Genomic DNA, 24125 nt, shown 5'->3' with positions numbered 1-24125 from the left:
ATCAACCCGCCTGCTTCACCCGCATGTACCACTCGACCAGCCGGCGGACCTGCCGCTCGGTGTAGCCGCGCTCGACCATGCGCGCGACGAAGTCGTCGTGCTTCTTCTCGGTCTCGCCGTCCTTCTTGGTCCCGAACGAGATCACCGGAAGCAGATCCTCGACCTGCGAGAATATCCTCTTTTCGATGACCTCGCGGATCTTTTCGTAGGAGGTCCAGGACGGATTTTTTCCGCCGTTCTGGGCCCGGGAGCGCAGCGAGAACTTGACAACCTCGTTGCGGAAGTCCTTCGGGTTGGCGATCCCGGCCGGCTTCTCGATCTTGGTCAGCTCCTGGTTCAACAGCTCGCGATTGAGCAGCTGTCCCGTATCGGGATCCTTGAAGTCCTGATCCTCGATCCAGGCGTCGGCGTAGTCGACGTAGCGGTCGAACAGGTTCTGGCCGTAATCGGAGTAGGATTCCAGATACGCCTTCTGGATCTCGTGACCGATGAACTCGGCGTAGCGCGGCGCGAGATCCGCCTTGATGAATTCGAGGTAGCGCTTCTCGACCTCCTCGGGCAGTTGCTCGCGCTTGATCGACTGTTCCAGCACGTACATCAGATGCACGGCATCGGCGGACACTTCCGCCGTGTCGTGATTGTAGGTCGCGGCCAGGACCTTGAAGGCAAAGCGGGTGGAAATGCCGTCCATGCCCTCGTCGACGCCGGCGGCGTCGCGATATTCCTGCACGCTGCGCGCCTTCGGATCGGACTCCTTCAGGCTCTCGCCGTCATAGACCCGCATCTTGGCGTACAAGGTCGAGTTCTCGTGCTTGCGCAGGCGCGACATCACCGAGAAGCGGGCCAGGGTGTCCAGGGTCGCCGGCGCGCAGGGCGCGGTGGCGAGCTCGGAGCCCTGGATCAGCTTCTCGTAGATCTTGCGCTCCTCGGTGACGCGCAGGCAGTACGGCACCTTGATGACGCAGATGCGGTCGATGAAGGCTTCGTTGTTCTTGTTGGTCTTGAAGCTCTGCCACTCCGCCTCGTTGGAGTGGGCGAGGATCACGCCGTTGTAGGGAATGGCGCCGATGTTCTCGGTGCCGATATAGTTGCCCTCCTGCGTCGCCGTCAGCAGCGGATGCAGCATCTTGATCGGCGCCTTGAACATCTCGACGAATTCGAGGATGCCCTGGTTGGCGCGGTTGAGGCCGCCCGAATAGGAGTAGGCGTCGGGATCGTTCTGGGCGTAGGTTTCGAGCTTGCGGATATCGACCTTGCCGACCAGCGAGGAGATGTCCTGGTTGTTCTCGTCGCCCGGTTCGGTCTTGGCGATCGCGATCTGCCGCAGCCGCGACGGCTGGATCTTGGCGACGCGGAACTGCGAGATGTCGCCGCCGAAGGCCTCGAGTCGCTTGTAGCACCACGGGCTCATCAAACCGGATAGACGGCGGCGCGGAATGCCGTATTTCTCCTCGAGCATCGGGCCCAGCGTGTCGGGATCGAACAGGCCGAGCGGCGATTCGAAGACCGGGCTCAGCTCATCACCGGCCTTGAGCACGTAGATCGGATGAGCTTCCATCAACTGCTTCAGCCGTTCGGCGAGCGACGACTTGCCGCCGCCGACCGGTCCGAGCAGATAGAGGATCTGCTTGCGCTCTTCGAGACCTTGCGCGGCGTGGCGGAAGAAGCCGACGATGCGCTCGATCGTGTCTTCCATGCCATAGAAGCCGGCGAACGCGGGATACAGCCGAACCGTCCGGTTCAAAAAAATACGGCCAAGGCGTGGGTCCTTGGCCGTGTCGATCATCTGAGGCTCACCGATCGCAGCTAGTAGTCGTTCAGCGGCGTTCGCGTATCGCATCGGGTCGGTTCGACACGATTCTAGATATTCCTGCATCGACATGTCGGTCTGGCTGCGTGCCTCGAACGACCTTGCGAACGCGTTGAACAACGAATCGTTGTACATGATCCCTCTCCACGTAGGTTCCGCCGCACTGCTGCAACGGGCCGAGATCTAAGTACGTTCCTGCTGATCCCGAACCGACTCAGAGTGAAGCGCGCTAGCCCCCATTGGGCACCGTCTTCGTCCTTTTCCGCAACGCAAAGTGCATGCAGCATATGCCCTATCAACATGCACTTCGCTCAATAGTTCGGCAAAAGCCGGCCGACTCTCCCCATTTGTACCTCATTGTCTCTGCTTCGCAACATCCGCAATACCCCGGCACCGTAGTCTTCCTGCGCCGCACAAGGTGTTGTGAAGCCACGTGAACTGGTGGCGTGACAGCTCCGCAATCAGTCTCCCTTCCGGAAGTGAACCGCGAGTGAACGCCAATCGTCGCGCATCTGCGCCGGGCAGCGAATGTCTCATTCGTGGCGCGACGTGATGCGCGCCAGCCACGGCTGGTCAAACAGACACAGCCAAGCTGCGAGCGCGTCGGCCGGCGCTCATACGATGTCATCATGACCCGGCGAGCGATGAACGCGCGCATCTCACAGCGCCATCCGCACACATGTTCACCGCTAGAACCGAATGTCGTGACGCAACGCACCGCCGAAGCCGGACGGATCACTCGATGCTGATCATTGCCATGATCAGGGTGCGGCTCGCCACCGAATGTCTGCAAGCAGAAAGCATCATGGGTTATCCGCCAATCACGAGGCGCAGCCGAGGCGACAATCGCAACACGCTCGCCTTGATCTGTGACGTGAGGCACCATTACCCAGAACACATGTGGCCCCTTTCCAGCATTGCAAGGCGGAGAAGGTTTGATCGGCGGCATTTGCTCGCCCACGATGGGAGACCTCCGGCGCGGGAGCCGCATAGACCGACGCGAGCCGAACACCGGCCGCGCTTGGCGGGCCTTTCCCCCGCCTTGGTCGAACGGCCGGCCGCAGGCTTCAGACTGCCTGCTTCAGAGTGCCTGCTTCAGAGTGCCTGCTTCAGAGTGCCTGCTTCAGAGTGCCTGCAAGTCTCCCGCCGAGCGCACGCCGCCGGCACGTCGCACCCGGTACGAAGCTCTTGGGATTCCAGAGGGATCAATCCATTATGAATGGCGTTCTCCTGTGGGCTGGCGCATAGTTGTTCATGTGAGGTCCACGACCTGGCAGGCCGCCAGGCGGGAACCCGAAAAAGCAAGCCGACGCACATAGATAGGCATCATGAATCCGGTCAAAGCTCTCGAAGAACACGGCCAGGCGGTCTGGCTCGATTTCCTCGCACGCGGCTTCGTCGCCAGGGGCGACCTCAAGCGGCTGATCGATGAGGATGGCGTCAAGGGCGTCACCTCGAATCCCGCGATTTTCGAGAAGGCGATCGGCAGCTCCGATGAATATGACGCGCCGATCGCCGCGGCGCTGAAGAACGGCGATCGATCGCCCACGCAGCTGTTCGAGGCCGTCGCCGTCGAGGACATCCAGAATGCCGCCGACGTGTTGCGGCCTGTCTACGACCGCTTCGATGGCAATGACGGCTTCGTCAGCCTCGAAGTCTCGCCCTATCTGGCGATGGACAGCAAGGGCACCATTTCCGAGGCAGAGCAGCTCTGGAAGGCGGTCGACCGCAGGAATCTGATGATCAAGGTGCCGGCGACCGACGCCTGCCTGCCGGCCATCCAGCACCTGATCGCCAAGGGCATCAGCGTCAACATCACCTTGCTGTTTTCGCAAGAAGTCTACCGCCAGGTCGCCGAAGCCTACATTGCCGGCCTCGAAGCCTATGTCGCCGCCGGCGGTGATCCGTCGCATGTCGCCAGCGTGGCGTCGTTCTTCGTCAGCCGCATCGACAGCGTGGTCGACAAGCAGCTCGACGCGAAGATCGCCCAGGCCAACGATCCCTCGGAGAAGGAGCGGCTGGCCGCGCTCAAGGGCAGGATCGCCATCGCCAACGCCAAGATGGCGTATCAGGACTACAAGCGGCTGTTCGCCGGCGCGCGCTGGGAGCGGCTGGCCGCGCACGGCGCCAAGCCGCAACGACTGCTCTGGGCCTCCACCGGCACCAAGAACAAGGATTACCGCGACGTCCTCTATGTCGAGGAGCTGATCGGACCGAACACCGTCAACACAGTGCCGCCGGCCACGCTGGATGCCTTCCGCGATCACGGAGAGGTGCGCGACAGTCTGGAGGAAGACGTCGACGCCGCCCGGGCCGCCCTGGAGGATCTGGCGAAGACCGGCATATCCCTCGACGACATCACCGCGGATCTCGTGGTCGACGGCGTCAAGCAGTTCGCGGACGCCGCCGACAAGCTCTACGGCGCGGTTGCGCACAAGCGCGCCGTCGTGCTGGGAGCAGGACTTGGGCAGCAGACGATCGCCATTGCTGCTGATCTGGAGAAGAAGGTCGCCTCCGCTACCGAGGACTGGCGCAAGGACGCCAGGATCCGCCGGCTCTGGCACAAGGATGCGACGGTCTGGACCGGCCATGACGAGCACAAATGGCTGGGCTGGCTGACCAGCGCTGACAAGGCCGATATCGCCGATTATGAGGACTATGCGCAGCGGGTGAAGGGACAGAAGTTTTCCGACGCCGTGGTCCTCGGCATGGGCGGCTCCAGCCTCGGGCCGGAGGTGCTGGCCGAGACCTTTCCGCGCAAGGCCGGCTTCCCCAGGCTGCACGTGCTCGACTCCACCGATCCCGCGCAGGTGCGCGCGATGGAGAAGGCGATCGACATCACCAGGACGGTGTTCATCGTCTCCTCGAAGTCGGGCGGCACCACCGAGCCGAACGCGATGAAGGACTATTTCTTCGCGCGTGTGTCCGAGGCGATCGGGCCGAACAAGGCCGGCCACCGCTTCATTGCCGTGACCGATCCCGGCTCGTCGCTGGAGAAGGCGGCCAAGGCGCAAGGCTTCGCCCGCATCTTCCATGGCGAGCCGAGCATCGGCGGCCGCTATTCAGTGCTGTCGCCGTTCGGCCTGGTGCCGGCCGCGACCGCGGGCATCGACGTGCGCAAGCTGATCACGCAGGCGCTGTCGATGGTGCGCTCCTGCGGGCCCGACGTGCCGCCGCTCCAGAACCCGGGCGTGCAGCTCGGTCTGGCAATGGGTCTTGCCGGCCTCGAAGGCCGCGACAAGGTGACGATCTTCGCCTCGCCCAAGATCGCCGATTTCGGCGCCTGGGCCGAGCAGTTGATCGCGGAGTCCACGGGCAAGGAGGGCAAGGGCCTGGTCCCGATCGAGGGCGAACCGGTGGCGTCGCCTGAGCTTTATGGCAGCGACCGCTTCTTCATCGATATCAAGGTCGACGGCGACGACGTGACCGGCCATGATGCGAAGCTCGCCGCGCTCGAGGAGGCCGGCCATCCGGTCGTGCGCATCGTCATGACGTCGATCGACCAGCTCGGGCAGGAATTCTTCCGCTTCGAGATGGCGACCGCCGTCGCCGGCGCCGTGCTCGGCATCAACCCGTTCGACCAGCCCGACGTCGAAGCCGCCAAGATCAAGACCCGCGAGCTGACGGCGGCGTTCGAGCAGAGCGGCGCGCTGCCGGAGGAGCAGCCGGTTGCATCGATCAAGGGCTGCGAGCTCTACACCGATGCTCAGAACGCCGAGAGCCTGCGCGAGCATGGCGCCGACGGCACGCTCGCGTCCTGGCTGAAGGCGCATCTTGGCCGCGCCGGCGCCGGCGACTACATCGCCCTGCTCGGCTATGTCGACCGCAACGCCGGCAATATCGACACGCTACAGCGGATCCGGCTGAGGCTGCGCGATGCCAAGCACCTTGCCACCTGCGCCGAGTTTGGTCCGCGCTTCCTGCACTCGACCGGCCAGGCCTACAAGGGCGGTCCGGACAGCGGCGTGTTTCTCCAGATCACGGCTGACGACGCCGAGGATCTGCCCATCCCCGGGCAGAAGGCGAGCTTCGGCGTGATCAAGGCGGCGCAGGCGCGCGGCGATTTCGACGTGCTCACCGAGCGCGGGCGCCGGGCTCTTCGGGTCCATCTCAAGGGCAATCTGAAATCGGGCCTGAAGATGCTCGACAGCGCGATCAGTGAAGCGCTGAGCTAGGAAGGGCGTCGTCGATGCAATTGGGAATGATCGGTCTCGGGCGGATGGGCGGCAACATCGTGCGCCGCCTGATGCGCGCGGGACACGCCTGCGTGGTCTATGATCGCGACGCAAAGGCGGTCGCTGCGCTGGTCTCCGAGGGTGCGGTGGGCGCCGCGAGCCTTGAGGAATTCGTCGGCAAGCTCGCTCCCCCGCGGCACGCCTGGATCATGCTGCCGGCCGGCAAGATCACGGAAGCCACCGTCGAGCAGCTCACCAAGCTGATGAGCCAAGACGACGTCGTCATCGACGGCGGCAACAGTTTCTGGCAGGACGACGTCCGCCGCGGCAAGGCGCTGAGGGAGCGCGGTCTGCACTATGTCGACGTCGGCACCTCCGGCGGAGTCTGGGGCCTTGACCGGGGCTACTGCATGATGATCGGCGGCGACAAGCCGGTCGTCGACCGGCTCGATCCGATCTTCGCGACGCTGGCGCCAGGCTTCGGCGACATCCCGCGCACACCGGGCCGTGACGGCCGCGACCCGCGCGTCGAGCAGGGCTACATCCATGCCGGGCCGACTGGCGCCGGCCACTTCGTCAAGATGATCCACAACGGCATCGAATATGGCCTGATGCAGGCCTATGCCGAGGGCTTCGACATCCTCAGGAACGCGAACAGCGAGGCGCTGCCCGAGGCACATCGCTTCGACTTCGATCTCGCTGACGTCGCCGAGGTGTGGCGCCGCGGCAGCGTCATTCCGTCCTGGCTGCTCGACCTCACCGCCAGCGCGCTGGCGCGGCAGCCCGGCCTGGAGAAATATTCCGGCTATGTCGAGGATTCCGGCGAAGGCCGCTGGACCGTGAACGCGGCGATCGACGAGGCCGTGCCGGCCGAGGTGCTGACGGCCGCTTTGTTCGCGCGTTTCCGCTCGCGCCAGGAGCACACCTTTGCTGAGAAGATTCTCTCGGCGATGCGCGAAGGCTTCGGCGGGCACAAGGAGCCCGAACAGCACCCAGATCCGGCGCGCCAGAGCGCGCCTGGGATCGTCAAGCCCAGGGACGACCGCGCGTGACCCCGCTGTATCCGCACCAGCCGCGACATCAGAAGCCTGACGCCTGCGCCTTCGTGATCTTCGGTGTGACCGGCGATCTGACCCATCGGCTCGTTCTGCCATCGCTTTACAATCTCGCGGCCAATCATCTGCTGCCTGACAGGTTCTGCATCGTCGGCATTGCCCGCAAGGGCATGTCGAGCGAGCAACTGCGCGACAACCTGATGGAGGGCCTGCGCAAATATGCGACGCGTCCGATCGAGGACGAGATCGCCCAGCGCCTCCTGCAATGCGTGACCGCGATCGAGGCCGATCCGAAGGAGCCGGAGAGCTTCGATCAGTTGAAGGAGCGACTGGAAAAGCTCGAGGCCGCGCGCGAGACCCACGGCAACCGGCTGTTCTACCTGGCGACGCCGCCGAGCGCCTTTGCGCCGATCGCGCAACAGCTCGGGCGCGTCGGGCTGCTTCGCGAGGACGGCAAGGCCTGGCGCCGCCTCGTGGTGGAGAAGCCGTTCGGCACCGATCTCGCCTCGGCCAAGAAACTGAACGACACGCTGCTGCAGCTCGTAACCGAGCACCAGATCTACCGGATCGATCATTACCTCGGCAAGGAGACGGTGCAGAACATCCTGGTGCTGCGCTTCGCCAACGGCATGTTCGAGCCGATCTGGAACAGGCATCACATCGACCACGTGCAGATCACCGTCGAGGAGAAGCTCGGCGTCGGCACACGCGGCAGCTTCTACGACGCGACCGGCGCGCTGCGCGACATGGTCCCCAACCATCTCTTCCAGTTGCTCTCGCTGGTGGCGATGGAGCCGCCGGCGCGGTTCGATGCGCATACCGTCCGCTCCGAGAAGGCGGAGGTGCTGTCGGCGATCCAGCCATTGAGCGAACGGGAGGCGCTGCTCAACTCGGTGCGCGGCCAGTACACGGCCGGCATGATTGGCGACGCCGAGCTGCCGGATTATGTGAGGAGCAAGGACGTTCGCCCCGACAGCACCACCGAGACCTACGCGGCCTTCAAGCTCACCATCGATAATTGGCGCTGGGCCGGCGTACCGTTTTATCTGCGCACCGGCAAGGCGCTCGGCGCCAAGCGCACCGAGGTCGCGATCAAGTTCCGCCAGGCGCCGTTCGCGATGTTCAGCTGCACCCCGATCGAGACCCTGGCCGAGAACTATCTCGTCATCGGCATCGAGCCGACCCAGAGCATCACCTTGCAGTTCAACACCAAGATCCCGGGGCCGACCATCCGCACCGACGGCGTGCAGATGAAGTTCAACTACAAGGACTATTTCCAGGCCGAGCCCGCCACCGGCTACGAGACGCTGATCTATGACTGCATGATCGGCGACAACATCCTGTTTCAGCGCGCCGACAGCGTCGAGGCCGGCTGGAAGGCCGTCGAGCCATTCATCGAGGCCTGGAAGAAGGCCGGCCGCGATGGCCTGCATTCCTACGCGGCCGGCAGCGAGGGACCTGAAGCGGCGGCCGATCTGCTGGCCCGCGACGGCCGCAGCTGGCGCAAGCTGGTTTAGCCGTGGTCGGACCGCAGGACTGCAACCTCGTGCGCGTCGCCGACCGGGCGACGATGGCGAGGGTCGCGGCCGAACATCTCCTGGCCCGGATCGATGCCAATCCGGCGACGATAGCCGTTTGCCTCACCGGGGGATCGAGCCCGAAGCAGCTCTATCAGCTGCTGGCGACGGACGCGTATCGCGAGCGGATTCCCTGGACGCGCGTGCACTGGTTCATCGGTGACGAACGATATGTTCCGCCCGGCGATCCCCTGCACAACATGACCATGGCGTGCCACGCGTTCCTCGATGCCTGCGCGCCGGCCGCCAACATCCACCCGATCGCGACCGATAGATCGGACCCGGAGGCCAGTGCCTGCGACTATCAGCGCGCGCTGGAAGCGTTCTACGGCGCCGCGCGGCTCGACTCTGCGCGGCCGCTGTTCGACCTCGTGCTGCTCGGAATCGGTTCCGACGGCCATGTCGCGTCGCTATTCCCCGGCTTTCCCGCTGTTGATATCGCCGATCGCTGGGTTGTCGGCGTCGACAAGGCTCACGTCGCACCCTTCGTGCCGCGGATCAGCCTGACCTTGCCTGCGCTCGCCTCCTGCCGAACCATGCTGTTCGAGGTCGCCGGCGCCGACAAGCGCGCGATCATGACGCGCGTGCTGGCCGGCGAAGACCTGCCCGCCAATCGCGCCCGCTCGATTCGGGAGACGATCCTGCTGATCGACAGCGAGGCCTGGCCGGAGAGGCAAAGTGGCGACATCTGACCTGCCCCATGCGCTCATTATCATGGGCGTCTCCGGCTCCGGCAAGAGCACGATCGGGCAAGCATTGGGCCAACGCCTCGGCTGGCGCTTCGAGGATGGCGACAGCTTTCACCCGCCCGCGAACGTCGCCAAGATGAGCGCGGGCCACCCGCTCACCGACGAGGATCGCTGGCCCTGGCTGCATGCCATTGCCACGGAGATCGCGCAATGCCGCAGCGCGGGCCAGCACATCATCATCGCCTGCTCGGCGCTCAAGAAGGCCTATCGCGATATCCTGGTCGGCGGCCGCGACGATGTCCGCATGGTCTATCTCCAAGGCACTCAGGAGCTGATCGGCGAGCGGATGAAGCATCGCGCCGGGCACTTCATGCCGCCGGGCCTGCTCACCAGCCAGTTCGCCACCCTGGAACCGCCTGGCACCCCCGAGCATCCCATCACGGTCTCGGTCGACGCGCCGGTCGCGGCGATCGTGGACGACATCCTGCAACAGCTTCACAGCGGTCAGGGACGAGCCTGACCGCAAACAGGAAGGGCTCATGACCCGCATCGCTCTCGTCGTATCCGACGTCGACGGCACGCTGCTGACCAAGGACAAGGTTCTGACCGAACGGGCCGCGAAGGCGGCGCGGCGGCTGCACGAATCCGGCGTTGGCTTCACGCTCACCTCGAGCCGCCCCGCGATCGGAATGCGCTTTCTGATCGAGCCGCTGCAGATCAGCCTTCCGGTGGGGCCGTTCAACGGCAGCTCAATCTTCGACGCCGCCATGCGCCCGCTCGAGCAGAGCCTGATCCCGCCCGCGGCCGCCGCACGCTGCGTCGACCTGCTGCATCAAGCCGGCGTCGACATCTGGGTCTTCACCAACGACGCCTGGGTGACGCGCAATCCGGACGGTGAGTACGTCCCGAACGAGCGGCGCGCGATACGCGCGGAGCCGACGATCGTCGGCGATTTCTCGCCCTATCTGGCGAACGCCTGCAAGATCGTCGGCGCGAGCAGCGATTTCGCGCTGCTGGCGGGCTGCGAGAGCCAGATGCAGCAGGCATTGGGCGCGGAAGCGACAGCGGTGCGCTCGCAGAGCTACTATCTCGACATCACTCCGCCCGGACATGACAAGGGCACCTTCGTCAGCGCGATGGCTCAGCGGCTCGGTATCCCGCTCGACCAAGTCGCGACCATCGGCGACATGCACAATGATGTCGCGATGTTCGAGGTGAGCGGATTGTCGATCGCCATGGGCAATGCCAGTGACGAGGTGAAGAGCAAAGCCAAGCGCATCACCACGTCCAATCAGGACGAAGGCTTTGCCAATGCCATGGAGATGATCCTGGCGGAAAACGCGCAAGGCTGATCCGCAAGCTGACGTGCGGGAGCTCAGGCCTCCGACCGCTGCCTTGCGGGTTTGTCGCTGGCCTTCCTGGCGCTGCTCAGATTCTGCGCCGTGTTGATCAGCGCGATATGCGTCAGCGCCTGGGGAAAATTGCCGGTCTGCCGCCGGGCCTCGCTGTCGTACTCCTCGGCCAGCAGTCCGACATCGTTGGCGATGTTCACCACGCGGCGGAACAGCGTCTCGGCCTTTTCCGTATCGCCCGCCAGGACATGGGCGTCGGCCAGCCACAGCGTGCAGGCAAGGAACGCGCCTTCGATCGGCTGCTGCTCGTCCGGAGGGACATCGCGCGGATCGTGCCGGAGCACGAAGCCGTCCCGTAGTAAATGCTGTTCGATCGCGTCCACCGTGCCGCGAATGCGCGAATCGGAGCTGGGGAGGAAGCCGACCGCCGGCAACAGCAGCAGGCTGGCATCGAGCAACCGCGAGCCATAGGACTCGACGAAGCTGCCGAGGCTTTCGTCATAACCCTTGGCGCAGACGTCGCGATGAATGGTCTCGCGCAGCCGCCGCCAGCGCTCCAGCGGCGCCTTGAACCCGAATTTCTCCGCGCTCTTGATCGCGCGATCGAACGCCACCCAGGTCATCACCTTGGAAAACACGTAGTGACGGCCGTCGCCGCGGCGTTCCCATATGCCGTGGTCGGGCTGGTCCCAGACGTCGGTGAGATGATCGAGCACCGCGCATTCCAGGTCCCATGTGCCGTCTTCCAGCTTGAGCCTGGTCATGCGGGCCTGGTGGAAGGCGTCCATCAGCTCGCCGTAGACGTCGAGCTGGAGCTGGGCGTGCGCGGCGTTGCCGATCCGCACCGGCCGGGCGCCTTCGTAGCCGGGCAGCCACTCGGCCTCCCACTCCATCAGCCGCCGCTGGCCCATGATGCCGTACATGATCTGCATATAGGCCGGTGCGCCGGCGGCGGCGCGCAGCAGCCAGTTGTGCCAGGCCAGCGCTTCCTCGGTGTAGCCCGAGTTCATCAGCGCGAGCAGCGTGAACGTCGCGTCACGCAGCCAGCAGAAACGATAGTCCCAGTTGCGCCGGCCGCCGAGCTTCTCCGGCAGCGACGTGGTCGGCGCCGCGACGATGCCGCCGGTCGGCGCATAGGTGAGCGCCTTCAGGGTGATCAGCGAGCGCATCACGAGTTCGCGGTGCTCGCCCTGATAGGTGCAGCGGCGCGACCAGTCGGCCCAGAAGGTCTCGGTGTCATCAAGCGCCTGAAGCGGATCGATCGCCTTGGGCACCGGTAGATGCGAGGGACCGTAGGTCAGCACGAACGGCACGGTGTCGCCGGCCGCGACCTCGAACTCCGCAACCGTGGTCATGTCCTCGCCGCGGGTGGCGATCGGCGTATGCAGCACCGCCATGTCCTGGCCGCAGATGGCAAGCAGCGCGGAGCGATCCTCGGAGCGCTTGACCCAGGGAATCTCGATGCCGAAGCCGAAACGGATGATCAGCTCCATCCGCATGGCGACCCGGCCGGCGACGCCGCGGACCAGCCGGACGACGTCGGAGGCGCTGCCCCGCGGCGGCATGAAATCGACCAGCTCGACGGTGCCGGTCGCGGTTTCGTACCGCGTCTCGAGGATGAGGCTGTCGCCACGATAGCGGCGGGACGTCGAGCGGATATCGCCGCGTGGCGCGATCAGCCAGCGACCATGGCTGCGATCGCCCAGCAGGGAAGCGAAACAGGCGTCGGAATCGAACGCCGGCCAGCACAGCCAGTCGATCGAACCGTTTCGGCTTACGAGGGCAGCCGTCTCACAATCACCGATCAGCGCGTAATCTTCGATCCTGCAGGACATTCGGCATCCGCGTGCAATTGCCCCCTCGATCCCCGCATTCTAAACGCCGGCCGGGCTGATCCGTTCGGCGGTCGCCGCCTTCAACGCCGCGACGCTGGTCGCACCCGTGATGTCCTCGAGCTTGACCGGCATCTTGCGGCGCCAGTTCGGATGCTCGTCGATCGTGCCGGGAATATTGGGCTGATCGACCACCTGCAGCAGATCCTCCAGGGAAATCACCAGCAGCCGCGACCGCGTCCGCGACAGGAAGGCGATCGCCGAGTGGACGTCGTTGGCCTGAATGCCGTTGTGGCGCAGCACCTCGTCCCACAGCCCCAAGGCGTCCCAGCGATCCTGGTCGCTTTCGCCGGGATCGATGCCCAGCCCGCGTTTGGTCTTGAGATCGCCGAACGAGCGCCAGCCGGCATAGGTCGAGAGGTCGTGGGTGTTCAGCGTCACCAGCGCATTCGGCGGATAGAAGTCAACGTCGCGAAAGCGGCCGTTGTCGTCGCGTTCGAAGATCATCACCTTGTAGGACCACAGTCCCCAATCGGCCATCTGCTCGCGAAAGCCTTCCGGCACGGTGCCGAGATCCTCGCCGATGACGATGCAGTCGTTGGCCACGCTCTCGATGACGGTCGCGGCGAGCAGCGCATCGAACGGCATCTGCACATACGCGCCCTGCTTGGCCGGAAATCCGTGCGGCACCAGATAGAGCCGCTTCAAACCGAGCACGTGATCGAGCCGGATCGCGCCGGCATGGCGCATCGACGCCCTGATCATCTCCCGGAACGGCTCGAAATTCCTCAGCGCCAGCCCCGGCGCGTTGAAGCCGGCCAATCCCCAGTTCTGCCCGACCGTGTTCAACGGATCGGGCGGCGCTCCGACCGACAGCGTGCGCGAGATGGCGCCCTGCTCGTTCCAGGCATCGAAGCCGTCGGATTGAACGCCGACTGCGACGTCGAGATACAAGCCGACCTTCATTCCCAGCCGATGCGCGAGATCCCGGCAATGGCGCAATTGTCGCTCGGCGAGCCACTGCACATAGGCGATGAACTCGGCCTCCCTCCGGTCGGGGCCGCTGAGCAGCGCCGCGCAGCGCGCGGCATCGGGCCGCCGCCACTCCTCAGGCCAGTCCCACCAGGGCTTCTGGAAGCGATGCCGCAACACCTCGAAGCAGGAGAAGCGCGCCAGCAGCTCGCCGCGCTCGGCCCGATAGGCCTTGAACTCCGCAGCGGCCGCGGCGTCGGGCGCGGCCATGAAGGCGTCGAAGGCGGCGCGCAGGGCCGGCCATTTCAACGCCGCCACACCCTTGTAGTCCACCAGCTCGGCTTGTCGCAGCGGCTCCAGCACCTTGCTGCCGGGCCCCTTCGCAAAGCCCGGCGCCTGCTCCACATCGACATAGAGCGCATTCAGGAACAGCCGGCTGTTCGGTGCATAGGGGCTGAAGTCACCCGGCCGGTCGTCGAACAACGCGTGCAGCGGATTGAGCCCGACACCATCGGCGCCGAGCTTGGCGCAAAGCGTGATGAGATTGGCAAGGTCGGTGAAGTCGCCCATGCCCCAGTTGCGGGCCGAGCGGATGCCATAGAGTTGGACCGCCAGCAGCCAGACGCGGTCGAAATCGCCGGCGAAGGCCTTCGCCGGCGCGACCAGCAGCGGCAGCTCCTCGCGGTAGGATGACGCATCCACCAGCTCGAGGCGGTAGCTGCCGACCGGCAGATCACCCGGCCACTCGACCAGGGCCTCGCCGGCGTCTCCCTTTGCGATCTCGGTGTCGCCACGCCTGATGGTCCACCTGACCGGCAGCTTCGCCGCGTCGTTCAGGCGGCTTCGCGCCGGCTGGCCGGACCGAATCACGATCGCACCGCTCAGCAGCCGGTGCGGCGTGGGCCTGGGAAAGGCCTCCACGATGATCTTGAGTGCCGCTTCGTCAGTGACGCGACGCTGCCCCTGACCATCGTAGAATTCTGTCAGGATTCCGAGACTATGGGCTTCGCTGTAGAGATCCATTCGGCACGCGATCTGGACGTAACGGCAAGTCGTACGTCGTAAAATTGTTGTGGGACAGCAAGAGGATAAGCCTCTAACGCCGCGCCAAGGCCGTCGTTCCCCGGGGAACAAAACGAGCCTTGCAGCTTTGTAAGGGGGTCGTCTCGGTTTCTAGCGAACCGGGACGCCGTTTTCTTGTCAATGGCATCACCGTGAACAAATTTGCGCGCACGTTCGAGAGCGTCGCCCTCAAAGACGCTTTCTCCCCTATTCTGCCCTCTTTTGAGGAGAGCCGCATCTGTCGAGGCCGAGACATCTTTCGAGACGCCTCCGATCGCAGCCGCATCATCATCCTCTCTCCTAGGTGAGGGCCTCATGAACCTGATGTCATCCCTGGATACGCCGAGCCTGCAGACCGAGACCGACGGCGACGGTCTCTGGTACAAGGACGCGATCATCTACCAGCTGCACGTGAAGGCGTTCGCCGACAGCAACAATGACGGCGTCGGCGACTTCGCCGGCCTCACGGACAAGCTGGATTATCTGCAGGACCTCGGCGTCACCACACTGTGGCTGCTGCCGTTCTACCCCTCGCCCGGCCGCGACGACGGCTACGACATCGCCGACTACGGCAGCATCAATCCCGATTTCGGGACCATGAAGGAGTTCAAGCGCTTCATCCAGGAGGCCAAGCGGCGCGGCTTGCGGGTGATCACCGAGCTCGTGGTCAACCACACCTCCGACCAGCATCACTGGTTCAAGCGCGCCCGGCGCAGTCCGCCCGGCTCCAGCGCCCGCGACTGGTACGTCTGGAGCGACACCGACCAGAAATATCTCGGCACGCGAATCATCTTCACCGATACCGAGAAGTCCAACTGGACCTGGGATCCCGAGGCCGGCCAGTTCTACTGGCACCGCTTCTTCTCGCACCAGCCGGATCTCAACTTCGACAATCCGCGCGTGGTCAACGCGATCGTCCAGGTGATGAAGCGCTGGCTCGATGCCGGCGTCGACGGCTTCCGGCTCGACGCCATTCCCTATCTCTGCGAGCGCGACGGCACCAACAACGAGAACTTGCCGGAGACGCATGCGATCATCAAGCGCCTGCGTGTCGAGCTCGACAATTACGCCAAGGATAAGCTGCTGCTGGCCGAGGCCAACCAGTGGCCCGAGGATGTGCAGGAGTATTTCGGCCAGGGCGACGAGTGCCACATGGCCTATCACTTCCCGCTGATGCCGCGCTTCTACATGGCGATCGCCCAGGAAGACCGCTTCCCGATCACCGACATCCTGCGCCAGACGCCCGATATCCCCTCGACCTGCCAATGGGCGCTGTTCCTGCGCAACCATGACGAGCTGACGCTCGAAATGGTGACCGATGTCGAGCGCGACTATCTGTGGTCGACCTATGCCAACGATCCGCGCGCGCGCATCAATGTCGGCATTCGCCGCCGCCTCGCGCCGCTGATGGACAATGACCGGCGCAAGATCGAGCTGATGAACTCGCTGCTGATGTCGTTCCCGGGCACGCCGATCATCTATTACGGCGACGAGATCGGCATGGGCGACAACATCTATCTCGGCGATCGCAACGGCGTGCGTACGCCGATGCAATGGACGCCCGACCGCAATGGCGGCTTCTCGCGTGCCGACCCCGCACGGCTCTACGCACCGATGATCATGGACCCGGTCTACGGCTACGAGGCGGTCAACGTCGAAGCGCAGTCGCGCAGCCTGTCGTCGCTGCTGAATGCCACCAAGAAGCTGATCTCGGTGCGCAAGTCGACGCTGGCCTTCGGCAGGGGCACCATGAGCTTCATCCGCCCGGCCAACCGGTCGGTGCTGGCCTATGTGCGGCAATACAAGGACGAGGTGATCCTCTGCGTCGCCAACCTGTCGCGTTCGGCACAGGCGACCGAGCTCGATCTCTCGCCGTTCAAGGATCGCGTGCCGATCGAGATGCTCGGCCGGTCGCGCTTTCCCGCGATCGGCGAGCTGCCCTACATGATCACGCTCGCGCCCTACGGCTTCTACTGGTTCCAGCTCAAGGAGCGCGACAAGTCCGAGCCGGTCGTTCAGCGCGCCGTGCCGGAATTCGAGACGCTGGTCGTCCCGCTCGGCTCGACCTGGGTGTCGCTGGCGCGCACCCGCAGCCTGTTCGAGCGCGACGTGCTTCCCGGCCACCTCGCGCGCACGCGCTGGTATCCCGAACGCTCGCCTGAGGCGATCCATCCGACGTTGACCTCCGCGATCCCGTTCTGTGACATCGGCGACAACAGGCCGTGGCTGATCTTCTTCAAGTCGGCCGAGCGCAAGGACGAGCAGCGCTACCTGCTGCCGATGCAGATCGAGTGGGTCCGCTTCGACCGCGAGCGCTATAATCCGCAGGCATTCGCCGCCGTGCGCCAGGGCGCCCGCGAGGGCACCCTGCTGGATGCCGCCACCAATCCCATCTTTCTGGCGCTGCTGCTGCGCAACCTTGCACAGTCACTTGTGGTCGAAGAGAACGGGATACGACTGGAATTCCGTCCGACGTCGCGATTTCCCGACAAGCCGATCCGCGAGTCGGAACAAGTGCGCATCATCGAGACCGACCGTTGCAGCAGCAAGGCTGTCGTCAACAACGAGTTCTTCATCAAGCTCCATCGCGAGCTCGAGGCCGGATCGCATCCGGAGATCGACGTCGGTCGCTTCCTGACCGAGACCGTCGGCTTCGCCAACGTGCCGCCGCTGCTCGGCAGCGTCGAGGTGATCCAGGACGGCGAGCGGCAGACGATCGGCTGCGTCCATGGCTTTGTCGAGAACCAGGGTGACGGCTGGACCGTGACCGCCGCCTATCTCGACCGCTACATCGACGATCAGCGCGTGTTCGCCGCGAGCGGCGACGCGCGCCAGAGCGAGGAGCTGCCGCCCTATCTGCGCTACATGACGCAAGCCGGACGGCGGGCCGGAGAGCTGCATGCGGCCCTGGCCTCACGCAACGACATCGCCGATTTTGCGCCGGAGCCGACCACCGCAGATCATCTCGATCACTGGATCGACCGGCTGCGCGACCAGGCAAGCCGAGTCCTGACGGGCCTGAGCGAGCGCCGCGATCGCCTCAAGGACCCGGAACGAGGGCTGGCCGATCAGGTGCTCGCGAGGCGTGGTGAGATATCGGAGCGCCTGAGCAGCCTGATCCCGCACCAGATCGGCGGCTGCGACATCCGGCTGCATGGCGATTTCCATCTCGGCCAGATCCTCATCGTCAAGGACGATATCTTCATCATCGATTTCGACGGGGACGAGGAGCAGCCGCTCGCCGAGCGTCGGCGCAAGGCGCCGCCGGCGCGCGACATCGCAGGCTTCCTGCGCTCGATCGATTGCTCGGTCCGCGTCGCCCAGGAGCGCGCTCTGAGGGCGGGCCCGGACGATCACGGCCGTATCGCCGCGGCGCTGTCGGAATGGCGCGACCAGGCCGCGACGGCCTTTTTGGCCGGCTATCGCGAGATCAAGGCCAATCAGCGCCTCTGGCCGGACGATCCGCATACGGCGGAGGCGCTCCTTAACTTTTTCATGCTGGAAAAAGCCCTCGGAGCGCTCGAATATGATCTGGCTCACCGGCCGGACTGGTTGCGCATCGCTTTGAGCAACCTGCTTTGCGTCCTGTCCGAGCCAGCATCAGTCAGCGAGTCCTCATGACCCATCTTTCTCCCGAGGCGTTTGCGATCATCGAGGGCCGGCACGCCGACCCGTTTCGCTATCTCGGTCAGCACAATGTCGACGGGCGCGCTGTCGTGCGCGCCTTCCTGCCCGAGGCGTCCCGCGTCGAAGTGGTCGGCGAGCACGGCGACGTCGCCCCGCTGACGCGCATCCATGATGCCGGCCTGTTCACCGGGACCATGCCATCGCTGCAGCGCTATCGCTTTCGGGCGACATTCGGCGACCACGTCACCGACCTCGAGGACCCCTATCGCTTCCTGCCGATCCTGAGCGACTTCGACCTGCACCTGCTCGGCGAAGGCAACCACGAGCGGCTCTACGACAAGCTCGGCGCGCATCCCATGGTGATCGACGGCGTCGATGGCGTCGGCTTCGTCGTGCTCGCGCCGAACGCGCGCCGCGTCAGCGTGGTCGGCGACTTCAACTTCTGGAATGCGCGGCGCCACCCGATGCGCGTGCGCGGCAACGGCTATTGGGAGCTGTTCATTCCCCGCGCCAGGGCCGGCGACCACTACAAATTCGACATCATCGGTCCGCAGGGCGAGCACCTGCCGCTGAAATCCGACCCGATGGCCTTCGCGGCCGAGATGCGTCCCAAGACCGCGTCGATCGTGGTCGACGAGACCAGCCTGCCGCGCCCTCGGCCAGCGCCGCATGACATCAACAAGCTGAACAGGCCCGTCTCGATCTATGAGGTGCACCTCGGATCCTGGCGGCGCAAGGACAACAATCAATGGCTGACCTATCGCGAGCTCGCCGAGCAGCTGCCGGCCTATGCACGCGACATGGGCTTCACGCACATCGAATTCCTCCCCGTGAGCGAGCATCCGTTCGATGGCTCCTGGGGTTATCAGCCGACCGGCCTGTTCGCGCCGACCAGCCGCTTCGGCAGTCCTGAGGACTTCTGTGCGCTCGTCGATGCGTGCCACCGCGAGGGCCTCGCGGTGTGGCTCGACTGGGTGCCCGGCCATTTCCCGGATGATCCGCACGGCCTCGGCCATTTCGACGGCACCGCGCTCTACGAGCACGCCAACCCGATGCAGGGCCGGCATCTCGACTGGGGCACGCTGATCTACAATTTCGGCCGCACCGAAGTCGCCAATTTCCTGCGCTCAAACGCGCTGTTCTGGCTGGAGCGCTACGGCGTCGACGGCCTGCGCGTCGATGCCGTCGCCTCGATGCTCTATCTCGACTACAGCCGTCCCTCCGGCGGCTGGATTCCGAACAAATATGGCGGGCGCGAGAACCTCGAGGCCATCGAGTTTCTGCGCCGGACCAATATCGAGGTGTTCGGCCATTTCCCGCAGGCAACTACGGCTGCCGAGGAATCCACGGCGTGGCCGCAGGTGTCCCGCCCGGTCGACATCGGCGGGCTCGGTTTCGGCTACAAGTGGAACATGGGCTGGATGCACGACACCTTGCGCTACATCAGCAAGGACCCGATCCACCGCAAATATCACCACGGCGAGATCCTGTTCGGCCTGCACTACGCCTTTTCGGAAAACTTCATCCTGCCGCTGTCGCATGACGAGGTGGTGCACGGCAAGCGCTCCATCCTCGGCCGGATGCCCGGCGACGACTGGCAGCGTTTTGCCAACCTGCGTGCGTATTACAGCTTCATGTTCGGGCATCCCGGCAAGAAGCTCCTGTTCATGGGCTGCGAGCTCGCCCAGGAGCGCGAGTGGAATCACGATACCTCGCTCGACTGGCACCTGCTCGGCGACGCCAAATATGCCGGCATCCAGGCCCTGATCCGCGACCTCAACCACCTCTACCGCAACGTGCCGGCGCTGCATGAGCGGGACTGCGAGCCGGACGGCTTCGAGTGGCTGATCACCGACGACTCCGACCGCAACGTCTTCGCCTGGGTGCGCAAGGGCTTCGATGAGCACGCGCGCTGCGTCGTGGTCGTGAACTTTTCGCCCAACGTGTATTACAATTATCGGGTCCGCGTGCCGTTCGGCGGCAGATGGAGGGAAGCTTTCAATTCCGACTCCCTGCATTATGGCGGCAGCAATGTCGGCAATGTCGGCCAGGTCCATGCCTCTGAAGAACACCAGCTCAACCTCATCCTCCCGCCCATGGCAGCGGTATTTCTCCTCCCGGAAGCCTGACGCAATGCGCCTGGCCGCTGGGAGCCACGCCCGTCTCGGAGCAACCTGGGACGGACGGGGGACCAACTTTGCGTTGTTCTCCGCCAATGCCGAGAAGGTCGAGCTCTGCCTGTTCGACAGCCAGGGCCGGCGCGAGATCGAGCGGATCGAATTGCCGGAGCGGACGGAGGATGTCTGGCACGGCTATCTCAACGACGTCTCGCCAGGGCAGCTCTATGGCTACCGCGTCTACGGCCCGTACGAGCCGGAGCGCGGCCACCGCTTCAATGCCAACAAGCTGCTGCTCGACCCCTATGCCAAGCGGCTCGCCGGCCGGCTGGTCTGGAGCGATGCCCATTTCGCCTACCGCGCCGGCTCGCCGCGCGAGGACCTCTCGTTCGACCGGCGCGACAACGCCCGCGGCATGCCCAAGGCGGTCGTCATCGACGAGACCTTCAACTGGGGCCGGCGCGAGATGCGGCCGCAGATCCCGTGGGAGGACACGATCATCTACGAGGCTCACGTCAAGGGCCTGACCAACAAGCGCGACGACGTGCCGCCCAACCTGCGCGGCACCTATGGCGGTCTGTCGTCGCCGGCGATGATCAAGCATCTGAAGCGGCTCGGCGTCACCACAATCGAGCTCTTGCCGATCCACGCCTTCATCGACGACCGCATGCTGGTCGAGAAGAAGCTGGTCAACTACTGGGGCTACAACACCATCTCGTTCTTCGCGCCGGAGCCGCGCTACGCGCAGGACAATCCGCTCGATGCCTTCCGGACGACGGTGGCAAGGCTGCACGATGCCGGCATCGAGGTCATGCTCGACGTCGTCTACAATCACACCGCCGAGGGCAATCATCTCGGCCCGACGCTGTGCTACCGCGGCATCGACAACGCATCCTACTACTGGCTGCAGCCGGACAATCCACGCTTCTATGACGACTTCACCGGCTGCGGCTCGTCGGTGAACCTGACCCATCCGCGCGTGCTGCAGATGGTGATGGACTCGCTGCGCTACTGGGTCGAAGTCTGCCACGTCGACGGCTTCCGCTTCGATCTCGCCACCACGCTCGCGCGCGAAAAGCACGGCTTCGACCGGCGCAGCGGCTTCCTGACCGCGATCCGCCAGGACCCGGTGCTGGCGAGCGTCAAACTGGTGGCAGAGCCATGGGACGTCGGTCTCGGCGGCTACCAGGTCGGCGCATTCCCCTCGCAATGGTCCGAATGGAACGACCGCTATCGTAGCGCCATGCGTCGCTACTGGAGCGGCGAAGGCAGCCTGATCGGTGAGGTGTCGAGCCGCATGACCGGCTCTTCCGACATCTTCAACCATGACGGCCGCACCCAGCGCGCCAGCGTCAATCACGTCACCGTCCATGACGGGTTCACGCTGGCCGATCTCTTCAGCTACAACAGCAAGCACAATGAGGCGAACGGCGAGGACAATCGCGACGGCTCCAACGACAACCTCAGCAACAATTTCGGTCATGAGGGGCCGACCAACGACGTGGCGATCACAGCGCTGCGGCGGCAGTCGCGCAAGAACCAGCTCGCCTGTCTGTTGCTCGCGCAGGGCCTGCCGCTGCTGCTCGCAGGCGACGAGGTCGGCAACTCGCAGCATGGCAACAACAACGCCTATTGCCAGGACAACGAGGTCGGCTGGGTGGACTGGAGCGGCATGGGCCGCGAGGGCGATGATCTCATCGACTTCATCGCGCACATGACCGAGCTGCGCCGCCGCTTCGGCCAGATTCGCGCGCGCCGCTGGCTCGACGGCCGCCGGTCGGACGGAAGCTTCGGCGTGCTGTGGCTGACGCCTTCGGCGGAGGAGATGACGCAAACCGACTGGACCTTTCCTGACGGACGATTTCTCGCCTATGTGCTCGCTCCGGTGGAACAGGAGCAGGCTCCGATCCTTATCGTTCTGAACGCGGCTCCCGAAGAGATCGGATTCAAATTGCCCAAGCTCGCCGAATACAAGACGTGGCAACAGGTCCTGAACACCACCGAAGCCCAGCAGACGCCGATCGACTTCGCGTCGGGCACGGACCTCAAGGCCCCGCCCCGCTCCGTGCTGGCGTATGCGGGCCAGTCATGAACGGCCGTCAATTCGGACCTCGGCTCACGCAGGACGGCACGACGTTCCGGCTGTGGGCGCCCGCCGCCAAGCGCGTCGATCTGATCCTCGACGTCAAGCATGAGATGCAGCGCGGGGATGGTGGTTGGTATTCGCTCGACGTCGCCGGGGTCGGCGCCGGCACGCGGTACAAGTTTCGTATTGATGATGAGCTCGACGTTCCAGATCCCGGCTCGGATTTCCAGCCAGAGGATGTCTCCGGCCCGAGCGAAATCATCGACCACCGCGCCTACACCTGGCGCTCCGAAAAATGGCGCGGCCGTCCATGGCAGGACGCCGTGTTTCTCGAAAGCCATGTCGGCACCTTCACGACGGAAGGCACCTACGGCGCGATGATCGACAAGCTCGATCATCTCGTCGAAACCGGCATCACCGCGCTCGAGCTGATGCCGCTGGCGGACTTCGCCGGCTCCCGCAACTGGGGCTATGACGGCGTCCTGCTCTACGCGCCGGACAGCGTCTATGGGCGTCCCGATGATCTGCGCGCGCTGATCGACGAGGCGCATCTGCGCGGGCTGATGGTCTTCCTCGACGTCGTCTACAACCATTTCGGCCCCGAAGGAAACTACATCGGCCTGTATGCACCGACCTTCTTCACGGACGCTCACACGCCGTGGGGCAGCGCGATCGACTTCCGGCACCCCGAAGTGCGCGCCTTCGCGATCGAGAACGCGCTGCATTGGCTGACGGACTATCGCTTCGACGGGCTGCGTTTCGATGCCGTCAACCACATCCTCGCCAACGAGGGTGAGATCCCGATGCTGCATGATCTCAGCGCCGCCGTCGGCAGGCTTGTCGAGCAGACAGGGCGTCACATCCATCTCGTGCTCGAGAACGGTGATAACCGGGCCAGCATGCTCGACGCGGCAGAAGATCCGCCGCGGGGCAAGTTTCGCGCGCAATGGAACGATGATTATCACCACGTCTGGCATGTGATGATGACCGGCGAGACCGGCGGCTACTACGGCGACTACCAACAATCGCCGCGGCGCGGGCTTGCTCGCGCGCTCGCCTCGGGCTTTGTCTATCAAGGCGAGCAGGCCGCCTTTTGGGGTGGCATGGCCCGGGGTGAACCAAGCGGTCATCTGGCCCCCGCGGCGTTCGTCAACTTCCTGCAGAACCACGACCAGATCGGCAACCGCGTGTTCGGCGACCGGCTGGAATCGCTGGCGCCGCCGGAAGGGATCGCAGCTGCGCTGGCCGTCACCTTGCTCGCACCGACCGTGCCGATGCTGTACATGGGCGAGGAATGGGGCTCGAAGCAGCCCTTCCCGTTCTTCTGCGATTTCCAGGGCGATCTCGCGCACGCCGTGCGCAAGGGGCGCCGCAAGGAATATGAGTGGGCATACGCCAAGTATGGCGACGAGGTCCCGGACCCGCTGGACATCGAGACGTTCAGATCCGCGATCATCGATTGGGACGCCCGCAACGCATCGCCGGGACGCGAGCGATTGACGCTGGTGCGCGGGCTCCTCGCCGTGCGCCACAGGGAGGTGGCACCGCGGCTGCCGGGCGCATCCTTCGGCAAGGCCGACGCGACGGAGGATGGCTGCCTGACTGCGCACTGGACGATGGGCGACGGCGCGACGCTGCGGTTGCTCGCCAACGTTTCGGACAACGAGGTGCCCGCGCCGCGCAGCGGCTCGGCGGGCACGCCGATCTGGGGCGGCACGCCCGGCGATCGCCTGCCACCCTGGTCGGTGTTCTGGAGCATCGGAGGATAATC

Annotated in this window: 13 protein-coding genes; 10 read left to right on the top strand and 3 right to left on the bottom strand. The window is 64.8% G+C overall.

Annotated elements, in window-relative coordinates:
* Window position 1 precedes the first annotated feature (1 nt).
* Window positions 2-1945 (bottom strand): PrkA family serine protein kinase, encoded by a 1944-nt coding sequence (locus ACQR1H_RS24940; RefSeq protein ID WP_315805437.1) that lies wholly within the window; start codon window positions 1943-1945, stop codon window positions 2-4.
* Between the two features lie 1193 nt (window positions 1946-3138).
* Between ACQR1H_RS24940 and ACQR1H_RS24935 the strand changes: the two genes are divergently transcribed.
* Genes ACQR1H_RS24935 through ACQR1H_RS24910 form a run of 6 tightly spaced genes read left to right on the top strand, consistent with a single transcriptional unit; the run spans window position 3139 to window position 10658 of the window.
* On the top strand, window positions 3139-5985 hold the full coding sequence (locus tag ACQR1H_RS24935) for a bifunctional transaldolase/phosoglucose isomerase (protein WP_434908335.1): 2847 nt from the start codon (window positions 3139-3141) through the stop codon (window positions 5983-5985).
* 14 nt (window positions 5986-5999) lie between these two features.
* Window positions 6000-7037, top strand: coding sequence for a phosphogluconate dehydrogenase (NAD(+)-dependent, decarboxylating) (gnd, locus tag ACQR1H_RS24930; protein WP_434908334.1), 1038 nt, complete (start codon window positions 6000-6002; stop codon window positions 7035-7037).
* Window positions 7034-8557, top strand: a complete 1524-nt coding sequence (gene zwf / locus ACQR1H_RS24925; protein ID WP_315805434.1) for a glucose-6-phosphate dehydrogenase — start codon at window positions 7034-7036, stop codon at window positions 8555-8557. The genes gnd and zwf overlap by 4 nt, the downstream gene beginning before the upstream one ends.
* A gap of 2 nt (window positions 8558-8559) precedes the next feature.
* Window positions 8560-9309, top strand: a complete 750-nt coding sequence (gene pgl / locus ACQR1H_RS24920) for a 6-phosphogluconolactonase (protein WP_316177740.1) — start codon at window positions 8560-8562, stop codon at window positions 9307-9309.
* A gap of 22 nt (window positions 9310-9331) precedes the next feature.
* Window positions 9332-9826: a gluconokinase gene (locus ACQR1H_RS24915; RefSeq protein ID WP_316177739.1), complete on the top strand. Its 495-nt coding sequence runs from the start codon at window positions 9332-9334 to the stop codon at window positions 9824-9826.
* Between the two features lie 19 nt (window positions 9827-9845).
* Entirely contained in the window at window positions 9846-10658 is an 813-nt protein-coding gene (locus ACQR1H_RS24910; RefSeq protein ID WP_434908333.1) for an HAD family hydrolase, read from the top strand.
* A 23-nt stretch (window positions 10659-10681) separates the two neighbouring features.
* Here the strand turns inward: ACQR1H_RS24910 and ACQR1H_RS24905 are convergent, their stop codons facing one another.
* Together ACQR1H_RS24905 and malQ are read right to left on the bottom strand one after the other, a co-directional pair.
* Window positions 10682-12493 carry a glycoside hydrolase family 15 protein gene (locus tag ACQR1H_RS24905; RefSeq protein WP_315805430.1) on the bottom strand — a complete coding sequence of 604 codons (1812 nt, stop codon included), beginning with the start codon at window positions 12491-12493 and terminating at the stop codon, window positions 10682-10684.
* Window positions 12494-12532: 39 nt separating this feature from the next.
* On the bottom strand, window positions 12533-14485 hold the full coding sequence (gene malQ / locus ACQR1H_RS24900) for a 4-alpha-glucanotransferase (protein WP_434839231.1): 1953 nt from the start codon (window positions 14483-14485) through the stop codon (window positions 12533-12535).
* Between the two features lie 354 nt (window positions 14486-14839).
* Between malQ and treS the strand changes: the two genes are divergently transcribed.
* From treS to treZ, 4 genes are read left to right on the top strand one after another with little or no spacing between them, the layout of a single operon-like run.
* On the top strand, window positions 14840-18145 hold the full coding sequence (gene treS, locus ACQR1H_RS24895; RefSeq protein ID WP_434908332.1) for a maltose alpha-D-glucosyltransferase: 3306 nt from the start codon (window positions 14840-14842) through the stop codon (window positions 18143-18145).
* A complete protein-coding gene (gene glgB / locus ACQR1H_RS24890; protein WP_434908331.1) occupies window positions 18142-20280 on the top strand; it encodes a 1,4-alpha-glucan branching protein GlgB in 2139 nt (712 codons plus the stop codon). Before treS ends, glgB begins: the two co-directional genes overlap by 4 nt.
* Window positions 20281-20284: 4 nt before the next feature.
* Window positions 20285-22360: a glycogen debranching protein GlgX gene (gene glgX / locus ACQR1H_RS24885; protein WP_316177729.1), complete on the top strand. Its 2076-nt coding sequence runs from the start codon at window positions 20285-20287 to the stop codon at window positions 22358-22360.
* On the top strand, window positions 22357-24123 hold the full coding sequence (gene treZ, locus ACQR1H_RS24880; RefSeq protein WP_434908330.1) for a malto-oligosyltrehalose trehalohydrolase: 1767 nt from the start codon (window positions 22357-22359) through the stop codon (window positions 24121-24123). Before glgX ends, treZ begins: the two co-directional genes overlap by 4 nt.
* Window positions 24124-24125 lie beyond the last annotated feature (2 nt).

It is taken from the genome of Bradyrhizobium sp. HKCCYLRH2015 (assembly GCF_051168215.1).
In the GTDB taxonomy this organism is placed as follows: domain Bacteria; phylum Pseudomonadota; class Alphaproteobacteria; order Rhizobiales; family Xanthobacteraceae; genus Bradyrhizobium.
Note: the sequence above shows the minus strand (reverse complement) of the source record. Positions and strands in the feature narration are given on the sequence as shown.